8 protein-coding genes and 2 pseudogenes are annotated in these 19,213 nt (G+C 64.8%); 5 read left to right on the top strand and 5 right to left on the bottom strand.

What is annotated here, in order from left to right; all coding sequences use genetic code 11:
- Positions 1-7: 7 nt before the first annotated feature.
- The 5 genes and pseudogenes from ACFT1A_RS29135 to ACFT1A_RS29115 form a co-directional block, all read right to left on the bottom strand.
- Positions 8-253: a hypothetical protein gene (locus tag ACFT1A_RS29135; RefSeq protein ID WP_219467547.1), complete on the bottom strand. Its 246-nt coding sequence runs from the start codon at positions 251-253 to the stop codon at positions 8-10.
- Positions 254-483: 230 nt separating this feature from the next.
- Positions 484-990, bottom strand: a complete 507-nt coding sequence (locus tag ACFT1A_RS29130; RefSeq protein WP_378449834.1) for an endo-1,4-beta-xylanase — start codon at positions 988-990, stop codon at positions 484-486.
- Complete coding sequence (locus ACFT1A_RS29125; protein WP_219467541.1) at positions 987-2,150, bottom strand: hypothetical protein; 1,164 nt, start codon at positions 2,148-2,150, stop codon at positions 987-989. The genes ACFT1A_RS29130 and ACFT1A_RS29125 overlap by 4 nt, the downstream gene beginning before the upstream one ends.
- A gap of 52 nt (positions 2,151-2,202) precedes the next feature.
- The gene (locus ACFT1A_RS29120) at positions 2,203-2,337 is read right to left on the bottom strand and encodes a recombinase family protein (RefSeq protein ID WP_372454394.1); all 135 of its coding nucleotides are present in this window, start codon (positions 2,335-2,337) and stop codon (positions 2,203-2,205) included.
- A 104-nt stretch (positions 2,338-2,441) separates the two neighbouring features.
- Positions 2,442-2,894: pseudogene (locus ACFT1A_RS29115) on the bottom strand (recombinase family protein); the annotation flags it as partial.
- A gap of 191 nt (positions 2,895-3,085) precedes the next feature.
- On the opposite strand from ACFT1A_RS29115, the pseudogene ACFT1A_RS29110 reads away from it, so the two are divergent.
- The 5 genes and pseudogenes from ACFT1A_RS29110 to ACFT1A_RS29090 all read left to right on the top strand — a co-directional run.
- Positions 3,086-3,298, top strand: a pseudogene (locus ACFT1A_RS29110) (flavodoxin); the annotation flags it as partial.
- A 217-nt stretch (positions 3,299-3,515) separates the two neighbouring features.
- Entirely contained in the window at positions 3,516-16,025 is a 12,510-nt protein-coding gene (locus ACFT1A_RS29105) for an amino acid adenylation domain-containing protein (RefSeq protein WP_378449833.1), read from the top strand.
- Positions 16,025-17,038 (top strand): Fe2+-enterobactin ABC transporter substrate-binding protein, encoded by a 1,014-nt coding sequence (locus tag ACFT1A_RS29100; RefSeq protein ID WP_378449832.1) that lies wholly within the window; start codon positions 16,025-16,027, stop codon positions 17,036-17,038. Before ACFT1A_RS29105 ends, ACFT1A_RS29100 begins: the two co-directional genes overlap by 1 nt.
- Positions 17,035-18,336 carry an enterobactin transporter EntS gene (entS, locus tag ACFT1A_RS29095; RefSeq protein WP_378449831.1) on the top strand — a complete coding sequence of 434 codons (1,302 nt, stop codon included), beginning with the start codon at positions 17,035-17,037 and terminating at the stop codon, positions 18,334-18,336. The genes ACFT1A_RS29100 and entS overlap by 4 nt, the downstream gene beginning before the upstream one ends.
- Entirely contained in the window at positions 18,333-19,175 is an 843-nt protein-coding gene (locus ACFT1A_RS29090) for a siderophore-interacting protein (RefSeq protein ID WP_378449830.1), read from the top strand. Before entS ends, ACFT1A_RS29090 begins: the two co-directional genes overlap by 4 nt.
- Positions 19,176-19,213: the final 38 nt, after the last annotated feature.

Here is a 19,213-nt window from a genome sequence, read left to right as displayed (position 1 = left end):
GTGAGGGTCAGGTGGACATGGCTGCCCCCGTTCCGACGAGGGCACGGTGCAGCGCGGTCACGTCAGCAGGCGCTAGGGCGTCGCGGTCAGGATCGACGGCGCGCTTCACCCGGTGATAGGCGACGGCCTGCCGTGCCTCGACGACGCGGGGACCGTCGTCTGGTGCGCCACGGCTCACGAAGGCGGCGAACCTGGCGCTCCGGCTCAACGCCGACATGTCGCCGGACGCGGTACCGATCACTGCTGCTGTCATGCAATTAGTCGATCAAACGGGGTGCAGCGCTTCGGCGCTCGACCGTAGGGGCGACGACGATGGTTGCGAAAAGTGCTGCACCGCTCCGTAATTAGCCGTTCGAGTGGTGGCAGCGATGTAGCGCGTGTGCTAACCGGAGATAGCACGATTCCGTGCGGGATGGTCACACCGGAAGGTATTACGAGATTTCGTTCTGTCCGTGGTCATCACGCGATGAAGTTCGGCACAGCTCACTCGTCGATCGGACCGTACTTCCAGCCGTGGTCAACGGCGCGGGCAAGCAGTGCCTTCGCGGTGTTGAGATGCGCGCCCTTCTCGGAGAACGGAACATCGCTGTAGTCGATGTGCCCGTGGGCGTCGGGTACGCCCTCGTTCATCGAGTCATCCCACGCGGTCAGCGGCCGCCGCGCCTCGGAACCTTCGGGGGACTTGATCTCGACGGCCTCGACTTCTTCGACCGTCACACCCAGCACGCCCACGGGCGGCCGGTAGGTTGAACTTCGCTTCTCACAACCTGCTTTGAGGGTGGCGGCGCGCTCGTTATAGGCGTCTTCGGCTGTCGCAACCGACCCGCGCGTGATCGAGAGCCGGTTGTGATCCTTGACGTCGGCAGAGTTCAGCAAGAATGCATCGGGTGCGACCACGCCGTCGGCAACGAACGCTTGCGCAATCGGCCTGTAGAGCACCTGATCGGGTTGGGTGATGCGCTCACGGGACTTGTCGGCACCTTCACTCACGAGGACGCCTCCGAGAGCCAGGAGTCGAGGGCGGCAACGAGATCGACGACGTCGGGAGCGACGTTGTCTTCGGCAAAGGTCCCGGCGCGCAGGTCGGTCGCATGGACGTAGAGCGCGCCGGACGGCTCAACCTCAATGGAAAGTTGGTTCTCGACCTCAGGCCAGAAGAATCGGATGCCGCCGGGCTCGGTGGGGAACACTACCCGGGTGATGTTGCTCAGTGAGATCATCGCGTCGATCACCGCTCGGCCCCGCTCGATCACCGCCGCCGTGATCGGTTCTCCACACTCCCCATCGAGCCAGCCTTCGTCGAGGTCGGCGAGCGAGTCGACCGCAGCCCGGGCGGCGCGGGCATCCTCGGTGACATCGACGACGTTGAGCGTGGTGACAGTGGCGAGCTTGGTCAGTCGGCCGTCAGCGTTGAACTCGCCGATGCCCTCGGCTTCGCACTCGAATAGCTGCTGAGCGGAGGCGATCTCGACGGTGACGCCCGACTCGCGATAGGGGACGGTGATGTCGCGCTTGTGGTCTCGATCGCGGACTGTCAGCTTCCCGGATAGAACATGGAAGTCGATGACCTGCCCCTTGACGGTGGCGGGCTTGCGGGTCTCGACGTCGAGGCTGTCGATGGCGTTGCTGCGGGCGGTCGTCGTGTACTCGGGGCGACCCTTCCATTCGACGACGTCGGTGGGTGCCACCTGGATCGTGTCGCCGGTGTGCAACGTGTGGCCGAGCCTCTTGACCTTGTTCGGCGGGAGGCGGCGCATATCGACGGGGAGCTGCCCCTCATCGCTCAACGCGAACGCGATGAACTCATCGACGGTGTTGAGGGCGCGGTCATAGTACTGCTCGATCTCGTCCTCTTCGTCGATTGCAATCTTGCCTGGGCCGAGATCGTATTCCAGCGTGGCGCGGCACGATCCTTCGCCGATCTTCTGGACCAAGCGTAAGGCGATCCGGTCGTCGTAGCCTTTCGGCATTCGCTTCTTGTTCGGGTAACTGTCGTGCCAGTAGAGCTTGACGAGGGATCGCATGATGTCTTCGAGGGCGGAAATCTCGACGAGTGATTCGGCTGGTATTCCGGGTGCATTGAACCGTGCTCCACTCAGGCGCATCGCCGCGACGACGCGGGTGTCCTGGCTGGAGGTGGGCTCGGTCATGGTCAGCAGGTTATCCGAGGCCACCGACCTCGCCGACTCGAACCCCCGGGGATCACGCCGCCCGCCGGAGCAGCCGAGCCACCGACGCCGACGACCAGCGGCCGCCCTTGCGGGTCGTCAGCCCCTCGTCGTTGACGGCATCGGCGATAGCTCGGGTTGCGAGGCCGTCCGCGCGGAGCGAGCGCATACGGGTGAGCACAGAATGTTCGGTCTCGTCGGGCACCAGCTCCCCCGAGGTGTCGCCGCCCGGTACCCGAACGGCGGTTGTCCGCCCGCGTAGCCGCCGCTGGCCTTCTTGATCCGACGCCCTGCCTGCATTCGCTGCACGATCATCGACCTGTCGTACTCGTTGATCGCGGCGATGATCGTGCGGATGAGCTTGCGTTGGGGGTCGTCGGGGTCGTCGAGCATCGACTGGTCCTCGCCCGAGGTCGAGAACAGCCGGGCACCGCAGGCACTCATCTCGTGGATGGTCAGCTCTAGGTGGACCTGGTCGCGAGTGAGCCGGGAGAGATCGGAGACGGCCACACCGTCGGCCTCACCGCCGCACACACGGGTGACCACGTCGACCCATGCCTCGCGACCCGACGGGGCAACGGTGCCGGACACATCTTCGACGACCTCGGCGACAATGCGGTGCCGGTTCCGCTTGGCCCAGTCGGTGATTGCCTCGCATTGTCGGGCGGGACCGTACGCGGCGAGCTGGTCACGGGTCGAGGTGCGAATGTATGCGACGACCTTCACGTGATCTACTCTATTTGGCTTTGACCAGCAATGCGATACTTACTATTAAGTATCTATCGCGGTGTTGTGTCCGTTGGGGTCTCGGCCCGTCACCAATCCGCCGCCGCGCCACCGATCTCGATGATGGGTTGGCGGCGACCCGAGATCGAGCGGGCCAGCGCGGGTTTCTAAACCCGCTCGGGTCGTAGTTGTGCCTCGGTGCGGTTTCGGATCGGCCGTACGGACTGTGGGTTCACGGAAACAACGACACCGCTGGTGCTGTGTCGTCGGTGCGCAAGCTCGCCACCGGGCTCGGATTGGTCGCGGTGGCGGATCCGCTCGAAGTGACTGTGAGCGTGGACAAATCGGTGCGCGATCGTTGTTACGAACTGGGCGGGACCGTCGCGGCAACGTTGATGGACTAGCCCTCACGTTCGTCGTTTCGATTCACGAAAGAACCTGCCCCACAATTTGTTGTGGCTGTGCGTGTCGACCCGCGAATTCGTCGGGTGCTGTCGGTTCGGCAGATTTTCAGGTCGAGGGCGGGGCGGATTCCCCGATTCATCGACATTTAGTTTAGGCTACCCAAAATGACGTTAGGTCACCCTTGGGTGACGTGTGTCCACAGACGAGGGGATCAGTGTGAGCGTTCTTCCAGGTTCGAACTCCGGAGCGGCGAGCGAAGCTACGTTTGCTCTCACAGGAGCTCAACTCGGGATTTGGAACGCACAGAGGCTTGATCCCGAATCCCGGAGCTACCTCGTCGGCGAGGTGCTCGAAATCTCGGGCGACGAACCGATCGACACCGAACTTCTGACAGCCGCCATCACGGCGACGATCGGTGAAGCCGAAACCATGCGGCTGCGGATGATCGAGACAGCGGACGGACCGCGTCAGTACATCTCCGGCGAGCCGGTTGGCGTCATTCCCGTCACCGACGTCCGTGACGAGCGCGATCCGGTGGCCGTGGCGCACGCACTGGTCGACGCCGAGCGCAGCCGGGCTTCCGAGTACTGCCGATTGATGGTGGAGCGTCCGCTGTACACGTACTCGCTGATCAGGCTCTCCGATCGCGAGATCTGGTGCATCCAGCTCTATCACCACCTGATCGTCGACGGATACAGCGCGGCCATGATTTCGCGCCGAGTCGCCGCGCACTACACGGCCGCGAAGAAGGGAACCGACGTAGCGCCAACGCGATTCGGTTCGATGACCGACCTGGTGACCGAGGACGAGGCATACCGGTCCGGCGAGCAGTTCGTGGAAGATCGTGACTACTGGCGTGATGTCCTGACGCCGTTGCCCGCGTTGGACGGACGCGGCCAGCAGGTCACCGGTCCGGCGGAACGAACGATCCAGGTTCGCGAAGTCATTACCGCCGACGCTCTCCACCGCCTCAAAGAGGTGGCAGACGCGACGGGAACAACGTGGGCCGAGGCCCTGATCGCCTGCTACGGCGCGTTTCTCCACCGGCTGCTCGGCGAGACGGATGTTGTCATCGCGATGCCACTGATGGCGCGCGTGGGGCGCACGGCACTCAAGACGCCGGCCATGGCAGTTAACGTCCTGCCACTCCGGATGACAATTCGCAGCCACGATCGACTCGGTGATCTGAGTAAGCAGGTGGCCGCCACGATGAAAAGCCTGCGCGCGCACCAGCGATACCGCGGTGAGAATCTTGCTCGGGACCTGGGCGTCGCCGGCACCGGCGCACTGCTTCACGGGATCGGAATCAATCTCAAGGCTTTCGACTTCGCCCTCGATTTCGCCGGCGCTGTGGGTGTACTGCGTAACGTCGCCGGGGGGCCGCCGGAGGACCTGGGTTTGACGGTGACCCCCATTGCGGACGGCGAAGTTCTACTCGGATTCGAAGTGGACGCACGTACCAATACTCGGGATTCGGTTCAGCGTCGCCTCGCCGGTTTTGTCAGCATCGTCAACGCGATGGTCGGGGAGGGAGATCCTGCCGTCGGTCAGGTGGAGATGATGACGGCGCCCGAAGCTGCCCGGATTCTTGCCGGCCGCGAGACCGAACCTGTGCCCGGCTCTGTCGACCTCGTCCCCGACGTCTTCGATCGCATCGTCGTCGAGCACGCGGATGACACAGTCCTCGTGTGCGGTGAGGAGCCTTTGACAGGCGCAGAACTCGGTGCCCGCGTCCGCAAGCTCGCCCGGTTGCTTCGGGCCCGCGATGTCGGCCCGGACGACATTGTCGGACTTGCGCTTCCGCGTACGTCCGAGATGGTGGTGGCGCTGCTCGCGACATTGGACGCGGGCGCAGCGTACGTGGCCCTGGATCCGCAGCACCCGGCCGAGCGGTTGCGGGATCTGATCGACGACGCACAGCCGAAGGTCGTGCTCACCACTTCCGCCCTGGCTGAGCAACTCGCCGGGGATTCTCGGCCCGAGCCGCTCGTCCTCGATTCCGACGCGGTGCGCGAAGAACTCCGTGCCAATTCCGGGCTTCCACTCGAACTCGGTGAACTGGCGGCGGTGCGGCATGGTGACCACCTGGCGTACGTCATCTACACCTCAGGATCGACAGGCAAGCCCAAGGGCGTGTTGGTCAGAAGCGGTGGATTGGCGCACCTGCTTCACCACCATCGCGCCACCATCTACCGGGACACCGCCGAGCGCGTCGGAAACCGCCAACTGCACACCGCGCACACGGCGTCGTTCGCCTTCGACGCGTCTCTCGATCAGCTGTTGTGGATGCTGTCTGGTCATCGGGTGCACGTGTACGACGAGGAACTGCAGAAGGACGCCGTTGCCCTGGTCGCGGCGTTCGAGCGAGATCGTGTCGACGTGGTCGACACGACGCCGTCGATGGCGGCAGCGATGGTGGACAACGGATTGCTGAGCACGCAGCGGTTGCAGCTCCTCGTCGTGGGCGGCGAGGCGGCACCGCCGGCACTGTGGGACGCGATCATCGAATCCGGAGTGCCGGCTCGAAATCTGTACGGCCCCACGGAAACGACGGTCGACGCGATCGCGACCACGGTCGTCGGTGCCGGACCGCGTATCGGGTACCCGCTCGCGGGCACCCGGGCATACCTGCTCGACAGCGCGCTCGAACCGGTCGCCGACGGTGAACGAGGTGAGCTCTACCTGGCCGGACCGCAATTGGCCAGGGGGTACCTCGGTCGAGCCGGCGCGACTTCCGAGCGTTTCGTCGCGGATCCCTTCGGGGCTCCGGGAGATCTCATGTACCGCGCCGGGGACGTGGCGCGCTGGGTGCCGGGGCGGGGATACGACTTCATCGGTCGCAGCGACAAGCAGGTCAAGATCCGCGGACATCGAGTCGAATTGAGCGAGGTCGAGGCTGTTCTCGGATCGGTTCCCGGAATCGGCGCGGCTGCCGCGCTGATCCGCACGGATGGGGGACGGCCCAGCCTGGTCGGCTACGTGGTCGCCGCTGTCGGCGCGGTGCTTGGGCCGCAGGAAGAGTTGCGCCGTGACCTCGCCGGTCGCGTACCGGATCATCTGGTTCCCGCCGCAATCGTCGTTCTGGACGAACTGCCGGTCACGGTGAACGGAAAGCTCGATCGTGCGGCACTACCCGCTCCGGCTGTCGAGTCGGAAGGTCGGGCGGCCTCCACACCTCACGAAGAAATTCTCTGTGACGTGGTGGCCGAGGTGCTCGGCCGCGAACGCGTCGGCGTGGACGAGGACTTCTTCGGCCTCGGTGGTGACAGCATCACGGCAATCAGCGTCAGCAGTCGCCTGCGGGTGCGCGGGCTGGTCGTTGCTCCGAAAGAGTTACTTGCACAGCGAGATCTGGGAACCATTGCCGCTGCGGCGCGTGAAATTGACGATCAGGCCGACGTCGCTGCAGCGGTCGTGGACGTGGCGACCGGCACCGTGATCGCTCCGCCGATCGTTCGGGCACTGATCGACAAGAATTCGACTGACGAGGCAATTGCGGGCTACGCGCAGTGGACCGCAGTGCGCATCGACGACGGACTCTCGCTCGGCGACCTGCAGACCGGCATACAGACGGTCCTCGATCACCACGACGCGCTGCGTCTGCTGCTGCGGCGTGACAACGAGAGCGGTACTACCGAATTGATCGTCCGGGACGCGGGCGCAGTACGCAGCGAGGGACTCGTTCGCGAAGTGTCCGACAGCTCCGAGCCGCCCCGGATCAGAGAGCTCGCCGAGGCGTCGGCGGCGAGTCTCGACCCTCGCGCCGGTGAACTCCTGCGAGTTGTGCTGGTCAATACCGAGGCCGGTCGACCCGACCAATTGATCGTGGTGGCTCACCATCTGATCGTCGACGGCGTGTCCTGGCGAATTCTGCTTCCCGATCTCCACGAAGCTACCGACGCTGCACGCGAGCGTAGGTCGGCCCGGTTGGCTACAGGCGGCAGTTCGTGGCGCCGATACGCGGGGTTGCTCGCAGAATTCGGGACCTCGGGCAGCAAGGCATCAGAGCTCGGGCACTGGAAGTCTTCATCGGTGCAGGTGAATGACGTGCCTATCGGCAGCCGTCGTCTCGACCCGAAAGTCGACGTGAGCGCAACCGCCTCCCGCACGACAACTGTTGCGCCCCCGGCCGTCACCGACGCGTTGTTGACCACACTTCCGGCGGCGTATCGAGCCAAGGCCGACGAAGTGCTTCTCGCGGGATTGATGCTTGCATTGCGCTCGTGGCAGCACCGCCGGGGCCGAATCGGGCTGCCCGCGCAGACCGTCACCGTCGAGGGCCATGGACGCGACGCGCTCACCAGCGACACCGACTTCGCCGGAACCATCGGGTGGTTCACCAGTGAATTCCCAGTTCGAGTGCCCACCGACGCACTGATGACCGCCGAGGATCTTGCCGACGCGCTCAGTGGCGGAGCAACCGCCGGGCATCTGCTGCGTGCGGTGAAGGAGGCAAAACGAGCTGTGCCTGCAGGTGGAGTCGGTTACGGAGTTCTCCGGCATCTGGATCCCGACGCTGCCTCTGATCTTTCCGAGTGTGCTGCTCCCGAACTGCTGCTCAACTATCTCGGCCGCTTCCCGTCCCTGCCAGGAACCGGATGGCGATTGCCGGAAGAGGATGCATTCGCGGTAATCGAACCGGCCACCAAGGCAATGTCGGAAGTGTTGGCGCTCAACGCATTTGTCCGTGAGGACGGCGCGCCGACGCTGGCAGTCGAATGGACTGCGGCCGGTGCGGTGCTCGACGAAGCGACAATCGTCGAGCTGCAAGCACATTGGGAACGGGCGCTTGCTGCGCTGACAGCGCATGCCGCGCTCTTCGCCGGTGGTTTGACGCCTTCCGATTGCTCCGCCACGCTCTTCGGCCAAGGCGCCGTGGTCGATCAGGCCGGGATCAACGAACTCGAAGCCGTCCACGGACCACTTGCCGATGTGCTTCCGCTCTCGCCGCTACAAGAAGGTCTCTTGTTCCACGCGGTCCGTGACGGCGCCGCAGACGTCTACACGCTCACGGCGCGTTTTGATCTCTCCGGCTCGTTGGACGAGGTGAAGTTGGCCGACGCGTTCGAGACCGTGATCGACAGGCACCCGAACCTGCGCGCAGCCTTCCACTACGAGCAGTTCGAACGTCCCGTTCAGGTCATTCCGCGCGGTGCAAAGGTTGCATGGCGTTCGGTCGACCTGACGTCGGTTCCAGAGTCCACTGCATTGCGCTCTGCAGATCAGCTCGAGGACGATGCCGCCGAGCGTGTCTTCGACGTCAGCACACCGCCGCTACTGCGCGCACTACTCATCAGGCTGCCCGGTGGGGTGCACCGACTGATCCTCAACGCGCACCACCTGCTCACCGACGGGTGGTCGACGCCGATCGTCTTGCGCGAGTTGATGAACGTCTACCACGACGGCGATGCGCACCTCCCCACGCCGACACCGTACCGCGACTACCTGGCGTGGATCGCCGGCCGTGATCAGGACTCAGCTCGAGCAGCGTGGAGTGAGCGTTTGCGTGGGCTCACCGCGCCGACCCTCGTTGCCGAGGTAGGGGCGCCGCGGAGTGTGCCCGTGGCGCTCGAGGTTCCGCTCGCGGCATCGGATGCCGACGCGTTGATCGAACTCGGCCGTGCGCGGGCGCTGACGATCAACACGCTGGTCCAGGGAGCGTGGGCGGCAGCGCTCGCCGAGGCAACGGGAGCGTGGGACGTCGTGTTCGGGGCCACCGTGTCTGGCCGACCTGCCGAACTCTCCGGGGTGGAGGGAATGGTCGGGTTGTTCAGCAACACGATTCCGGCCCGCCTCGACATCGACACTGATGAGCCTTTGCTGGATCAGTTCGCCGGGCTGCAGAACGCGCAGTTCGACATCGTGGACGTCGAGCACACCAGTTTGGCCGAGATCGAGCGCATAGCCGGGATCGGGCAACTGTTCGACACACTCCTGGTGTTCGAGAACTTCCCGAACTCCGGTGCGGGACAGCCCGCGTCGCACACCCTTCGGGTCGAGGGATTCACCAATCGCGGGGTCACGCACTATCCGATGACGTTGATGGCGCCGCCGAGCACCGGTCTGGATCTGGTTCTGTACCACGATCCGGCAGTCGTTTCCGAAGCCACGGCGCAGCAAATGGCTACCCGGCTCGCCGAGATCTTGCGTGGGTTGCTGACAGAGCCGACAGCTCCGGCATCCGCTGTGCTGAAGGTTGTCCCTCAGTCACGCCCCGCTGTCGATGCGGTGGCTGTCACCGAAAAGGCAGTCGCGCCGGATCAGGTAGTCGATGCCGATCCCGCTGTCGTCGATGCAGTGTGCGCTTGTGTCGCAACGGTGTTGGAAATTTCCGACGTCGATCCGGGCGAAAACTTCTTCACTCTCGGCGGCCACTCGCTCACTGCGATGCGGTTGGTGGGAAGTCTGCGGAAGTTGGGCATCCGCGTCGTCGTCTCGGATGTCTTCGACACCCCGACCCCCCTCGGCCTTGCCGCGACTGCCCACATCGATTACAAGAAGTTCTCGCCGGATTCGGTTGCTGTCGTTGATCGACCCACCGTGCACGCGCGAACGGTCCGCCCCTCGGCAGTGGCTGGAAATCCTGATCACGAGCGGTACTGGGTTCGCACACTTGCGGGCTTGCCCCTCGAAACGGACCTTCCCTACGACCGCCCGCGAGGCGCGGAATACCGTCCGCACACCTACGTCCGTCAGCTTCGCGATGCTCGGTTCCGTGACGGCTCGGGATTCGACACGGTGCTGTTGGCTGCGGTCGCAGCGACGCTGAACGGCTTCGGAGGTGGTCGAGACCTTGCTGTCGGACTGTCCTCGGAAGAGGCGGACACCCTCATTCGGGTCGACCTGTCCGGGCGGCCCAGAATTGCCGATGTCGTTCGACGAGTCGAAAACGCGCTGTCGGAGGCGCGGGCGCATTCCGATGTCAGCCTCGACCGTATCGCCGAACTACTCGGGCGCCCCAGTGGCAGCCTGTTCGCTGCGCGTGTCGGTCACTCTCTCGAAGCGAGCGCCGACCTCGAATTCGTCCGAACCGCAACAGAACTTCGATTGACGGTCGATGCCGGGCTGTTCGACGCCTCCACCGCGGACGCATTGCTCGACGGTGTGATCGCGGTCCTGGGTCACGAAAACACCACTGTCGTCGCAGATCTGCGGCTGCCGGAGAACAAGTCGGATCGTGACCCGGGCCGACGCACGACGCCACCGGCGGGTATCTCGCAGTTGTTCGCTCGACAGGTCAGCCGTCATCCCGACGACATTGCGGTGGTCTGCGGTGAGGCCGGAATCACCTACGGAGAGCTGTCGGCACGCGTCGACGAACTGGCCCGTGAACTGCTCGCGGTCGGCGCAGGACCCGAGAAGGTAGTCGCCGTCGCGCTCGATCGAGGTGCCGATCTGGTGGCGGGACTGCTCGCGGTACTGCGCATCGGCGCGGTGTACCTGCCGCTCGACGTCGACTACCCGAGTGAGCGACTCGAGTTCATGATCGACGATGCGGCGCCGGTGTGTGTCCTGACCAGTATCCACAGCGCGGGACAGCTTCCGTCGGCAGTGCCCACGAGTGTGTTCGTGGACGGTGAGTTCACCAACGTCGATGTCGTGCTTCCTCCTCCGCCGGCTGCGGGTGATCACCTGGCATACATGATCCACACCTCCGGCTCGACCGGTCGCCCCAAGGGCGTGATGGTCTCGACTGCCAACCTCGCGGCCTTCGCGGACACCGTCGTCGAGGATCGCTGGATCAGGCCGGGTGATCGCATTGTCGCGGTGACAACGGTGTCGTTCGACATTGCCGCACTCGAGCTTCTGTGCCCGCTCGCTGCGGGCGCTACGGTCGTGATCGCCGACCGTTCGACGGTTCGCGACCCGGATGCGTTGTTGGCGTTGATCATCGCGAGTGACGCGACAGTGATGCAGGCAACGCCGGCGCTGTGGCGAGTGGTCACCGAACACGAGAATGCAGCCCACCTCGCCGCGGTGCGCGCCTTGGTGGGAGGGGAAGCCCTCCCTCAGGATCTGGCCGACGAACTGGTTGCCAACGCTGCTTCGGTCCGGAATGTGTACGGACCCACCGAGGCCACGGTCTGGGCGACGTCTTCGGTCATCACGACTGGTGACCGAGTCACGATCGGTCGGCCCTGGACCGATGTACACGTACGAATCCTCGACGACGACCTGCGCGAGGTTCCCGAAGGGGTTGCGGGTGAGCTGTATCTGGGCGGCGCGCAGGTGGTTCGCGGATACCTGAACCGCCCCGATCTGACCGTCGCCCGGTTCGTCGCCGATCCTTCTCTGCCGGGGGCACGCCTCTACCGCACCGGAGATCTGGTTCGACGCCGGCGAGGGGTTTTGCATTTCCTTCGTCGTGCAGACGATCAGGTGAAGGTTCGCGGTTTCCGCATCGAACTCGGCGAGGTCGAGGGCGCGCTCGGAACCGTAGCCGGTGTGTTCCGCGCTGCAGCCACCGTCCGTGTCGATGCGGCGGGTACCGGAAGTCTGCACGGATACGTGGTCCCCGAAGGTGGAACCACGCTCGATTCGGTACTGGTGCGCAAGGAGATTGCGCGACTGCTCCCCGAACACATGGTGCCGCAGACCATCACGGTGCTCGAAGCGCTCCCGCTCACTCTCAACGGGAAGGTCGACCGAAAGGCATTGCCCGACACCGCGCCGGATCGTGCGCCGACTCCGCTCGTAGCCGTCGACACAGATCGTCGGACGCGGCTCGAGTCGCTCAGCCCCGGCTGGCAGGACGTGCTACCGCTCGGACCTCTGCAGGAAGGCATGTACTTCCAGTCGGTTCTCGACGGCGCGGGCGGTACGGATGCCTATCACATGCAGCCGAGATTCGAGTTCTCTGCCGACGCCGACATCGACGTTCGCTCACTCCGCGCAGCAGGGGATGCGCTCTTGCGGCGTTACCCGAACTTGCGGGCGGGCTTCACGCACGCCGGGTTCGATGCCCCGGTGCAGTTCGTGCCCAGGGCAGCCGACATGCCGTTTCGAGAGATCGATCTGAGCGCAGTCGCAACCGAGGACATCGATCGCGAGGTTCGCGCCGTCGACGAGGCCGAATTCGGCAGGCTGTTCGACTTGACTGCGCCGCCACTCATCCGAATGGTGTTGGTCTGGTTGCCAGGTGGGGGAGCGCACCTCGTCTTCACCCAACACCACCTGCTGACCGACGGTTGGTCGCAGACCTTGATGTACGCGGAGCTGTTCGCGCTCTACGAGTTCGCCCGCTCGCACGGCACGGACCCGGTTGCACTCGACGGCGCGCTCGCCGCGCCCGCGGACTTCCGTGATCACCTGCGATGGATCGCCGAAGCGGATCGCACGGACGCACTCTCGTCTTGGAAGAACTACCTCGCAGATCTCGAGCAGCCCACACTTGTGGGAGGTTCGGGATCAGGTGGGCGTGCTCCGTTGCCGGTGTTCACCCGAGTTCAGCTCGAGCAGAACATCACCGAGCGAGTTCGCGAATTGGCCAGGCGCAGCGGTGTGACGCTGTCCACCGTGGTTTCTGCGGCGTGGGGCCTGGCATTGCGCGCCGTGACGGGCCGAGACGACGTGGTCTTCGGATCGACGGTTTCGGGACGTTCACCAGAGGTCGAGGGCGCTGACCGAATGGTGGGCTTGGCGCTCAACACCATTCCGGTGCGTGTCCGGGTACGGCCAGGGGAGGAGATCTCGGCGTTGCTCGGACGCCTGTTCCGCGAACAGGGTTCGCTGCTGGAGCATCACCATCTCGGGCTCGGCGACGTGCAGCGAAGTGCAGGGTTCGCCACGCTCTTCGACACGCTCTACGTTTTCCGCAACACCCCTCGCGACGAACAGGCACGTCGAGACACGTTCGGGCGCAGTGGGATCGTCGGATTCGATGCGGTGGACGGCACTCACTATGCGCTCACGCTCGACGTGGATCCCGGCGTCGGGGATGCGGCGATGGCACTGACTCTCGAAAATCGTCCCGACCTGATTCCCCACGACGTGGCTCGGGACGTCCTCTCACGGACCGTCACGATCCTCGAAGTGATGGCGAATGCCGATACGGCTACGGTGGCGGACACGACGATTCCGCTTTCGTACACTCCCGCGGAATTCGCCTCACAGCACATCGTGATGCCGCGGCCGGATCAGGCCGGCGGCAGCGTGGACGCACTGCTACGCGAAAGGGCGGCGGCCACACCGGACGAGACGGCACTGGTCTTCGGTGACGTCACACTCAGTGCCGCCGAGATGAACGCTCGGGTGGACAGGCTGGCTCGGATACTCGTGTCGGCGCTCGAGGGGTCGGCGTCGGGCGAAGGGAGTTCAGGACCTTCCCGCGTTGTGGCGCTCGCACTTCCGCGTACCGCCGATCACGTCGTCGCGATCTTCGCTGTCATGAGAACCGGAGCGGCCTACCTCCCCTTGGATCTGGCTCACCCACCGGCACGATTGCGCGAACTGATCCTCGACTCCGACGCGGCGCTGGTGGTCACCACGACGCAGACGCGTGACCTCGTTGTTCTCGCCGGACAGGCGTGCGTCGTCCTCGACGACCCGGACGTGGTCGGGGTACTCGACGGGCAGTCTCCGGCACCTGTTGTCGACGAGGCCGCGGTGTGCGGGCCGACCTCACCGGATCAGCCTGCCTACGTCATCTACACCTCGGGCAGCACCGGGAAACCGAAGGGTGTCGTCGTGGGGCACCGCGGGCTGACGACGATGTATCACAACCACAAGGCCGAGATCTTCACCCCTACCGAAAACAGCGTGGGTGGTCGACGTCTGCGCATCGCGCACACAGTCTCGTTCTCGTTCGACATGTCGTGGGAGGAACTGTTCTGGTTGCTCGCCGGGCATGAAGTTCACGTGATCGACGAGCAGGCGCGACTCGACCCCGCGTCGCTGGTGAAGCACTACCGCGAAGTCGGGATCGACGTCGTGAACGTAACCCCCTCGTATGCACGGGAACTGATGGCTGCCGGTCTCCTCGACGGTGAGCGGACGCCGGTGTTGGTGATGCTCGGCGGCGAAGCGGTGCCGGCCGAACTGTGGTCGCGGCTACGCGATCAGGACGGTGTCGACGGGTACGACCTTTACGGGCCTACCGAATTCACGATCAACGCGATGGGATCCCCGGTTCAAGGCAGCGAGACGCCGTGCTTGGGTCGTCCGATTCTGAACGCGTCTGCGCGGGTACTCGATTCGGGTCTGCGTGAGGTTCCGATCGGTGCGGCGGGCGAGCTTTACATGTCCGGAGACGGAACGGCGATGGGCTACCTTCGCCGGACCGCGCTGACCTCCGCCGTGTTCGTCGCTGATCCCTTCTCCGTCGGCAGGCGCATGTACCGCACGGGTGACGTCGTGCTGCGTCGCCGCGACGGTGAACTCGAATACCTGGGTCGCGCGGACCACCAGGTCAAGATCCGAGGCATTCGGATCGAATTGGGTGAAGTGGAATCTGCGCTCGCGTCGTTGCCGGGAGTGTTGAGAGCGGCCGCTTCCGTCCGTAGCGAAGACGGTGCGCCGCCTCGACTGGTCGGCTACGTCATCGAGGAACCCGGGGCCGATTCAACCGATCTACGAGCTGCGCTGCGGGAACGGGTACCGGCGCACCTGGTTCCGTCGGACATCGTTGTCGTGGATTCGATCCCCCTGACGCCCAACGGGAAACTGGACCGGGGTGCGCTTCCGGCACCCCCCGCCCGAGCGGCGGCCCGAGCACCGCGCACCGAGATGGAAAGGCAACTGTGCCAGGTCTTTGCGCGGGTTCTCGGCGTCGAGGTCGTGGATCCCGAAGAGAGCTTCTTCGATCTCGGCGGCGACTCGCTTCGAGCCATGCGACTGGTGGGGGAGGTGGAGCACGACCTGTCGGTGAGCGTCGGTGTGGGAACGCTGATGGCCCGTCCTACAGTTGCCGAGCTCGCAGCACACCTTGACGAATCGGGGTCCGAGGTCGACCTGAGCCGCGATCACCTCCTGACGCTGCGAGCCGAAGGCAGCGGTGAGCCACTGTTCTGCGTGCACCCGGCAGGTGGATTCGCTTGGCCCTTCGCACCTTTGACCGGCGTACTCGAGGCGGACCGTCCTCTGTTCGGCCTTCAATTGCCCACTGTCGCCGGAGAGCCACTCGAACCGACGAACGTGGATCAACTGGCAGCGATGTACGTCGACACGATTCGGGGCGTGCAACCGAGCGGGCCGTACCACCTGCTCGGATACTCGTTCGGTGGCAACGTCGTTGCCGCGATGGCGGCTCAGCTGGTCGATATCGGCGAGACGGTGGAGTTCGCGGGTCTGATCGATACTCATCCACTGGGAGATCGCGACGAGCGCGACCGCGACGACGTCGACGACCGCGATCTTGCCGCCGCGCTGCCACCCGAGATCCTCACTCAGGCACCGGCACTGGTCGAAGCAGTTCGCGCTGGATTTGATGCCACTCGTTTGCTCGCGGCCCGCTCGACTGACACAACGTACGACGGACCGGTTACTCTGATCACCGCCGACGCCGAGGCGTCCGGACAAGTGCTGGCCGATCGCTGGCGCAGAGTCCGCGGAGACCGGGACATGGCAGTACATCATCTGCCCTACGACCACGCCGGATTGGTGACCCCAGCCGGGTGGGCGGCAATTGCCCCGCTGCTCGACAGTCGTCTGTCGAAACGCACAGGCCACAGAGTTCGAAACCGCACAGTCGAAAACCACACAGTTGGAAACACAATGGGAGCTCAATGATGAAGTCCACACCGCCCCTCGCGATACGGAGTTGGCGACGATTCGTCGCCATCGCAGGGCTGCTGATCGTCGCACTCGTGGCGATGATCGGTTGCAGTAGCGATTCGAACGACGAACCGACCAAGGCTGCAGAGCCCACGACCCGCGTGATCGAAACCGAGAAGGGTTCGGTCACCGTGCCCGCGTCAGCGGAGCGCATCGTGGTTCTGAGCGGCGGTCTCGCCGGATACCTGTACGCCCTGGACGCACCGGTGGTTGCCACCGATACCCGCGTCCTCGGTGTCACGAACCTCGACGGTGGATTCCCGCCGGCATGGTCGGACGCCGCAAAGGCGCAGGGCACCAAGGAATTGCCGGCCGGCGAGCAGCTCAACATCGAAGCCGTCGCGGCGGCTGAACCCGACCTGATCATCGGCGGTGGACAGGGCATCACCTCGGTTCAGGCCGAGGAACTCTACGATCAGCTCACTGCTATCGCACCCACCGTCTTGGTCCCCAAGACGGTCGCCGCGTGGGACAAGCAGCTCGAAATCGTCGCCGACGCGGCGGGCCGTTCCGACCAGGTTCCGGCACTGATGAGCGCATACGAGGACAAGGTCAAAGAGATCAAGGGCAAGATCAAGGTTCCCGAGGGCAACGTCGTCTACTTCCTCTCGGTCTCGAGCAACAAGCCGTACCTCGTTCCGCCGACGGCCGCGCTGCCCGCGATGCTCGCCGAGCTCGGCTTCAAGGCCGACGACGTCATGGCCAAGGCAGGCAACCCGCAGCTCTTCGGCTCAGGTGACTCGTTCGAGGTCAGCCCGGAACTGCTCTCGCAGGTCGCCGATGCGCCTGTCGCCTTTGTCATTCCGGTGTCCGGTCGCCCGATGGCCGAGCTTGCCACGGATCCGCTCTACTCGCAGTTGCCGTCCTTCAAGGCAGGCACGACGTTCGAGCTCCCCGCCAGCAGCTACCGTCCTGACTACGACGGCGCAATGGCTACTCTCGACCTGATCGGCCAGACCTTCGCATGACTCGATTCGGTGGGCTGGTGATCGATGTTTCACCCTTGCGGACCAGCCGTCCCTTCAGGTACGCCTTTTCCGCGCGATTGATCTCGCTGCTCGGGATCGGACTGCTCGTCGTAGCCGTTCCCGCGCAGACGTACCAGCTCACCGGGTCGACTTTGCAGGTTGCCGGAGTGTCCACGGCGATGGCCATCGCCATGTTCTTCGGCAGCCTGTTCGGCGGCGTGCTCGCTGATCGTTACGACCGGCGACGCACCATCCAGTTGGCCCGCAGTGCTGCGGGTCTCGGCTTTGTCATTCTCGGGTGCAATGCGCTTATGCCGCACCCGTCGATGTGGGTCATCTACGTCGCGGCCGCTGTCGACGGCATGGCGGGCGGTGTCAGCAGCTCGGCCCTGATGGCTTTGATGCCGACGTTGTTGCCGCGCAACAAGATGGCAGCGGCCGGCGCGTTGGTAGCGCTGACCACGGACATCGGGACGATGATCTCGCCGGCAATCGCCGGTGTGATCATCGCCTCCGGCGGCATCCCCGCGACATATTTTGTTGCCGCCGTGGCCACCGCGGCAACGGTCACGTTGTTCCAAGCCATAGGCCCGTCGCCTGCACCGGGTACGAATCACGAAAGCCCGATGCGCGCGCTCGTGACCGGAGTGAAATTCGCCGGCACGCACACCGTCATTCGCGGCATCCTGATCAGCGGTCTGTTGGTCATGTTCGTCAGCGGGCCGATGGTGTTGCTGCCTGCCTTCGTCGACCAGGTCCTCGGCGGCGGACCCACCATGCTCGGTCTGCTCTACGGCGCACCGGCCGTCGGCGCCGTGATCGGTTCGCTCACCAGCGGTTGGACCGGACGAGTACGCCGCAACGGTGCCGCGATGCTGATCTCGGTAGCGTTGATGCCGCTCGGCCTCGTGGTCCTGGGTGCGTCGGGAGCAGCGATCCTCGCGTTCCTCGGTCTCGCCGGATTCGGCCTCGGACGCGCCCTCAACGACATTTTGAGATTTGCCGTCCTTCAACAGAACACGCCGGACGAATTGCGCGGACGCGTGTCGAGTCTGTGGATGGTGCAGGCCGTGACGGGCACGGCGATCGGTTCGATGGCAGCCGGGTTCCTCGGGCAGTGGCTCGAGCCTGGCGCCGCGCTGCTGGCCTTGGGTCTCGCCGGTCTGACACTGGGCCTGGTGCTCCTGGCAACCTTGGGTTCGGTGCGCCGGGTAACTTCGGAGATCACCGAAGTAGATCACTCCGACATCACTGTGCCGGTGGGGAATGCTCCGCCGGAAAAGGAAGGTAGTTCATGAACCGAGGAGACCACCTCGCGACCATCGCCGAAGTGCTGGCGGGCAACACCGGTGCAAAAGTGCCGTACCCCATCGGTATTCGCGAACTCGAAGTTGTTCGCAGCGAAATGGTCGGATCAGGACTGCTGCGTCTGACCTTGGGTGGACCCGAGTTGGCGGGCTTCGAATCGCACGCTCCCGACGAGCATGTCCGCCTCGTCTACCCGGATGCCGACGGCACTTTGCGACTGCCCGAACGAGACGGATTCAGCCTGAAGTGGCCTCGTCCGCTGCCGATTTCGCGTGAGTACACCGTCCGTCGCTACGACGCCGAAGCAGGAGAGTTGGACCTCGACTTCGCGCTCCACGAAGGTGGGTACGCCTCTGACTGGGCTCAGGCCGCAACGATCGGCACTCGGGTGCACGTGGCCGGGCCGCCCGGCGGCGTCGTGGTTCCGTGGACGTACGACCGCTACCTGCTCGCCGGCGACATCACCGCCCTTCCTGCCATTGCTCGTTGGCTCGAGATGATGCCCGCTGCTGCGGCAGGATGGGTGTTCGTCGAGATCACCGACCCTTCGCAGGAAATCGAACTCACCGTTCCGGAAGGCGTCGAGGTGCGATGGCTGCACCGCGGCGACGTCCCAGCCGGTCACTCGGATCTGCTCGAGCAGGCAGTGCGGACGGTCACCGTCCCCGAGGGCGAACGCGTCTACGCCTGGATCTCCGGTGAGGCCACCAGCCTCAAGCCGATTCGCAGATTCGTGCGCGACGAACTCGGATTGAGCTCGGGCGATCACCTGATCACCGGTTACTGGAAGCGCGGAGTCGCGGACTTCGACGAGGACGACGACCACTGAACGTCGGTAGCCCCAGCCCCAGCCTTCGGCATCGTCAC

It is taken from the genome of Rhodococcus sp. NPDC057135, assembly GCF_042670865.1.
GTDB lineage: Bacteria > Actinomycetota > Actinomycetes > Mycobacteriales > Mycobacteriaceae > Rhodococcus_F.
The sequence above is the reverse complement of the archived record's forward strand: the minus strand, read 5'-3'. Positions and strand labels throughout refer to the sequence as shown.

Bases quoted from the DNA above. Each gene is read 5' to 3' on its own strand.
- ACFT1A_RS29120 (WP_372454394.1), bottom strand. From the start codon at position 2,337: ATGCGCTCGCTCCGCGCGGACGGCCTCGCAACCCGAGCTATCGCCGAT.
- ACFT1A_RS29090 (WP_378449830.1), top strand. From the start codon at position 18,333: ATGAACCGAGGAGACCACCTCGCGACCATCGCCGAAGTGCTGGCGGGC.
- ACFT1A_RS29100 (WP_378449832.1), top strand. From the start codon at position 16,025: ATGAAGTCCACACCGCCCCTCGCGATACGGAGTTGGCGACGATTCGTC.
- entS (WP_378449831.1), top strand. From the start codon at position 17,035: ATGACTCGATTCGGTGGGCTGGTGATCGATGTTTCACCCTTGCGGACC.
- ACFT1A_RS29125 (WP_219467541.1), bottom strand. From the start codon at position 2,150: ATGACCGAGCCCACCTCCAGCCAGGACACCCGCGTCGTCGCGGCGATG.
- ACFT1A_RS29135 (WP_219467547.1), bottom strand. From the start codon at position 253: ATGACAGCAGCAGTGATCGGTACCGCGTCCGGCGACATGTCGGCGTTG.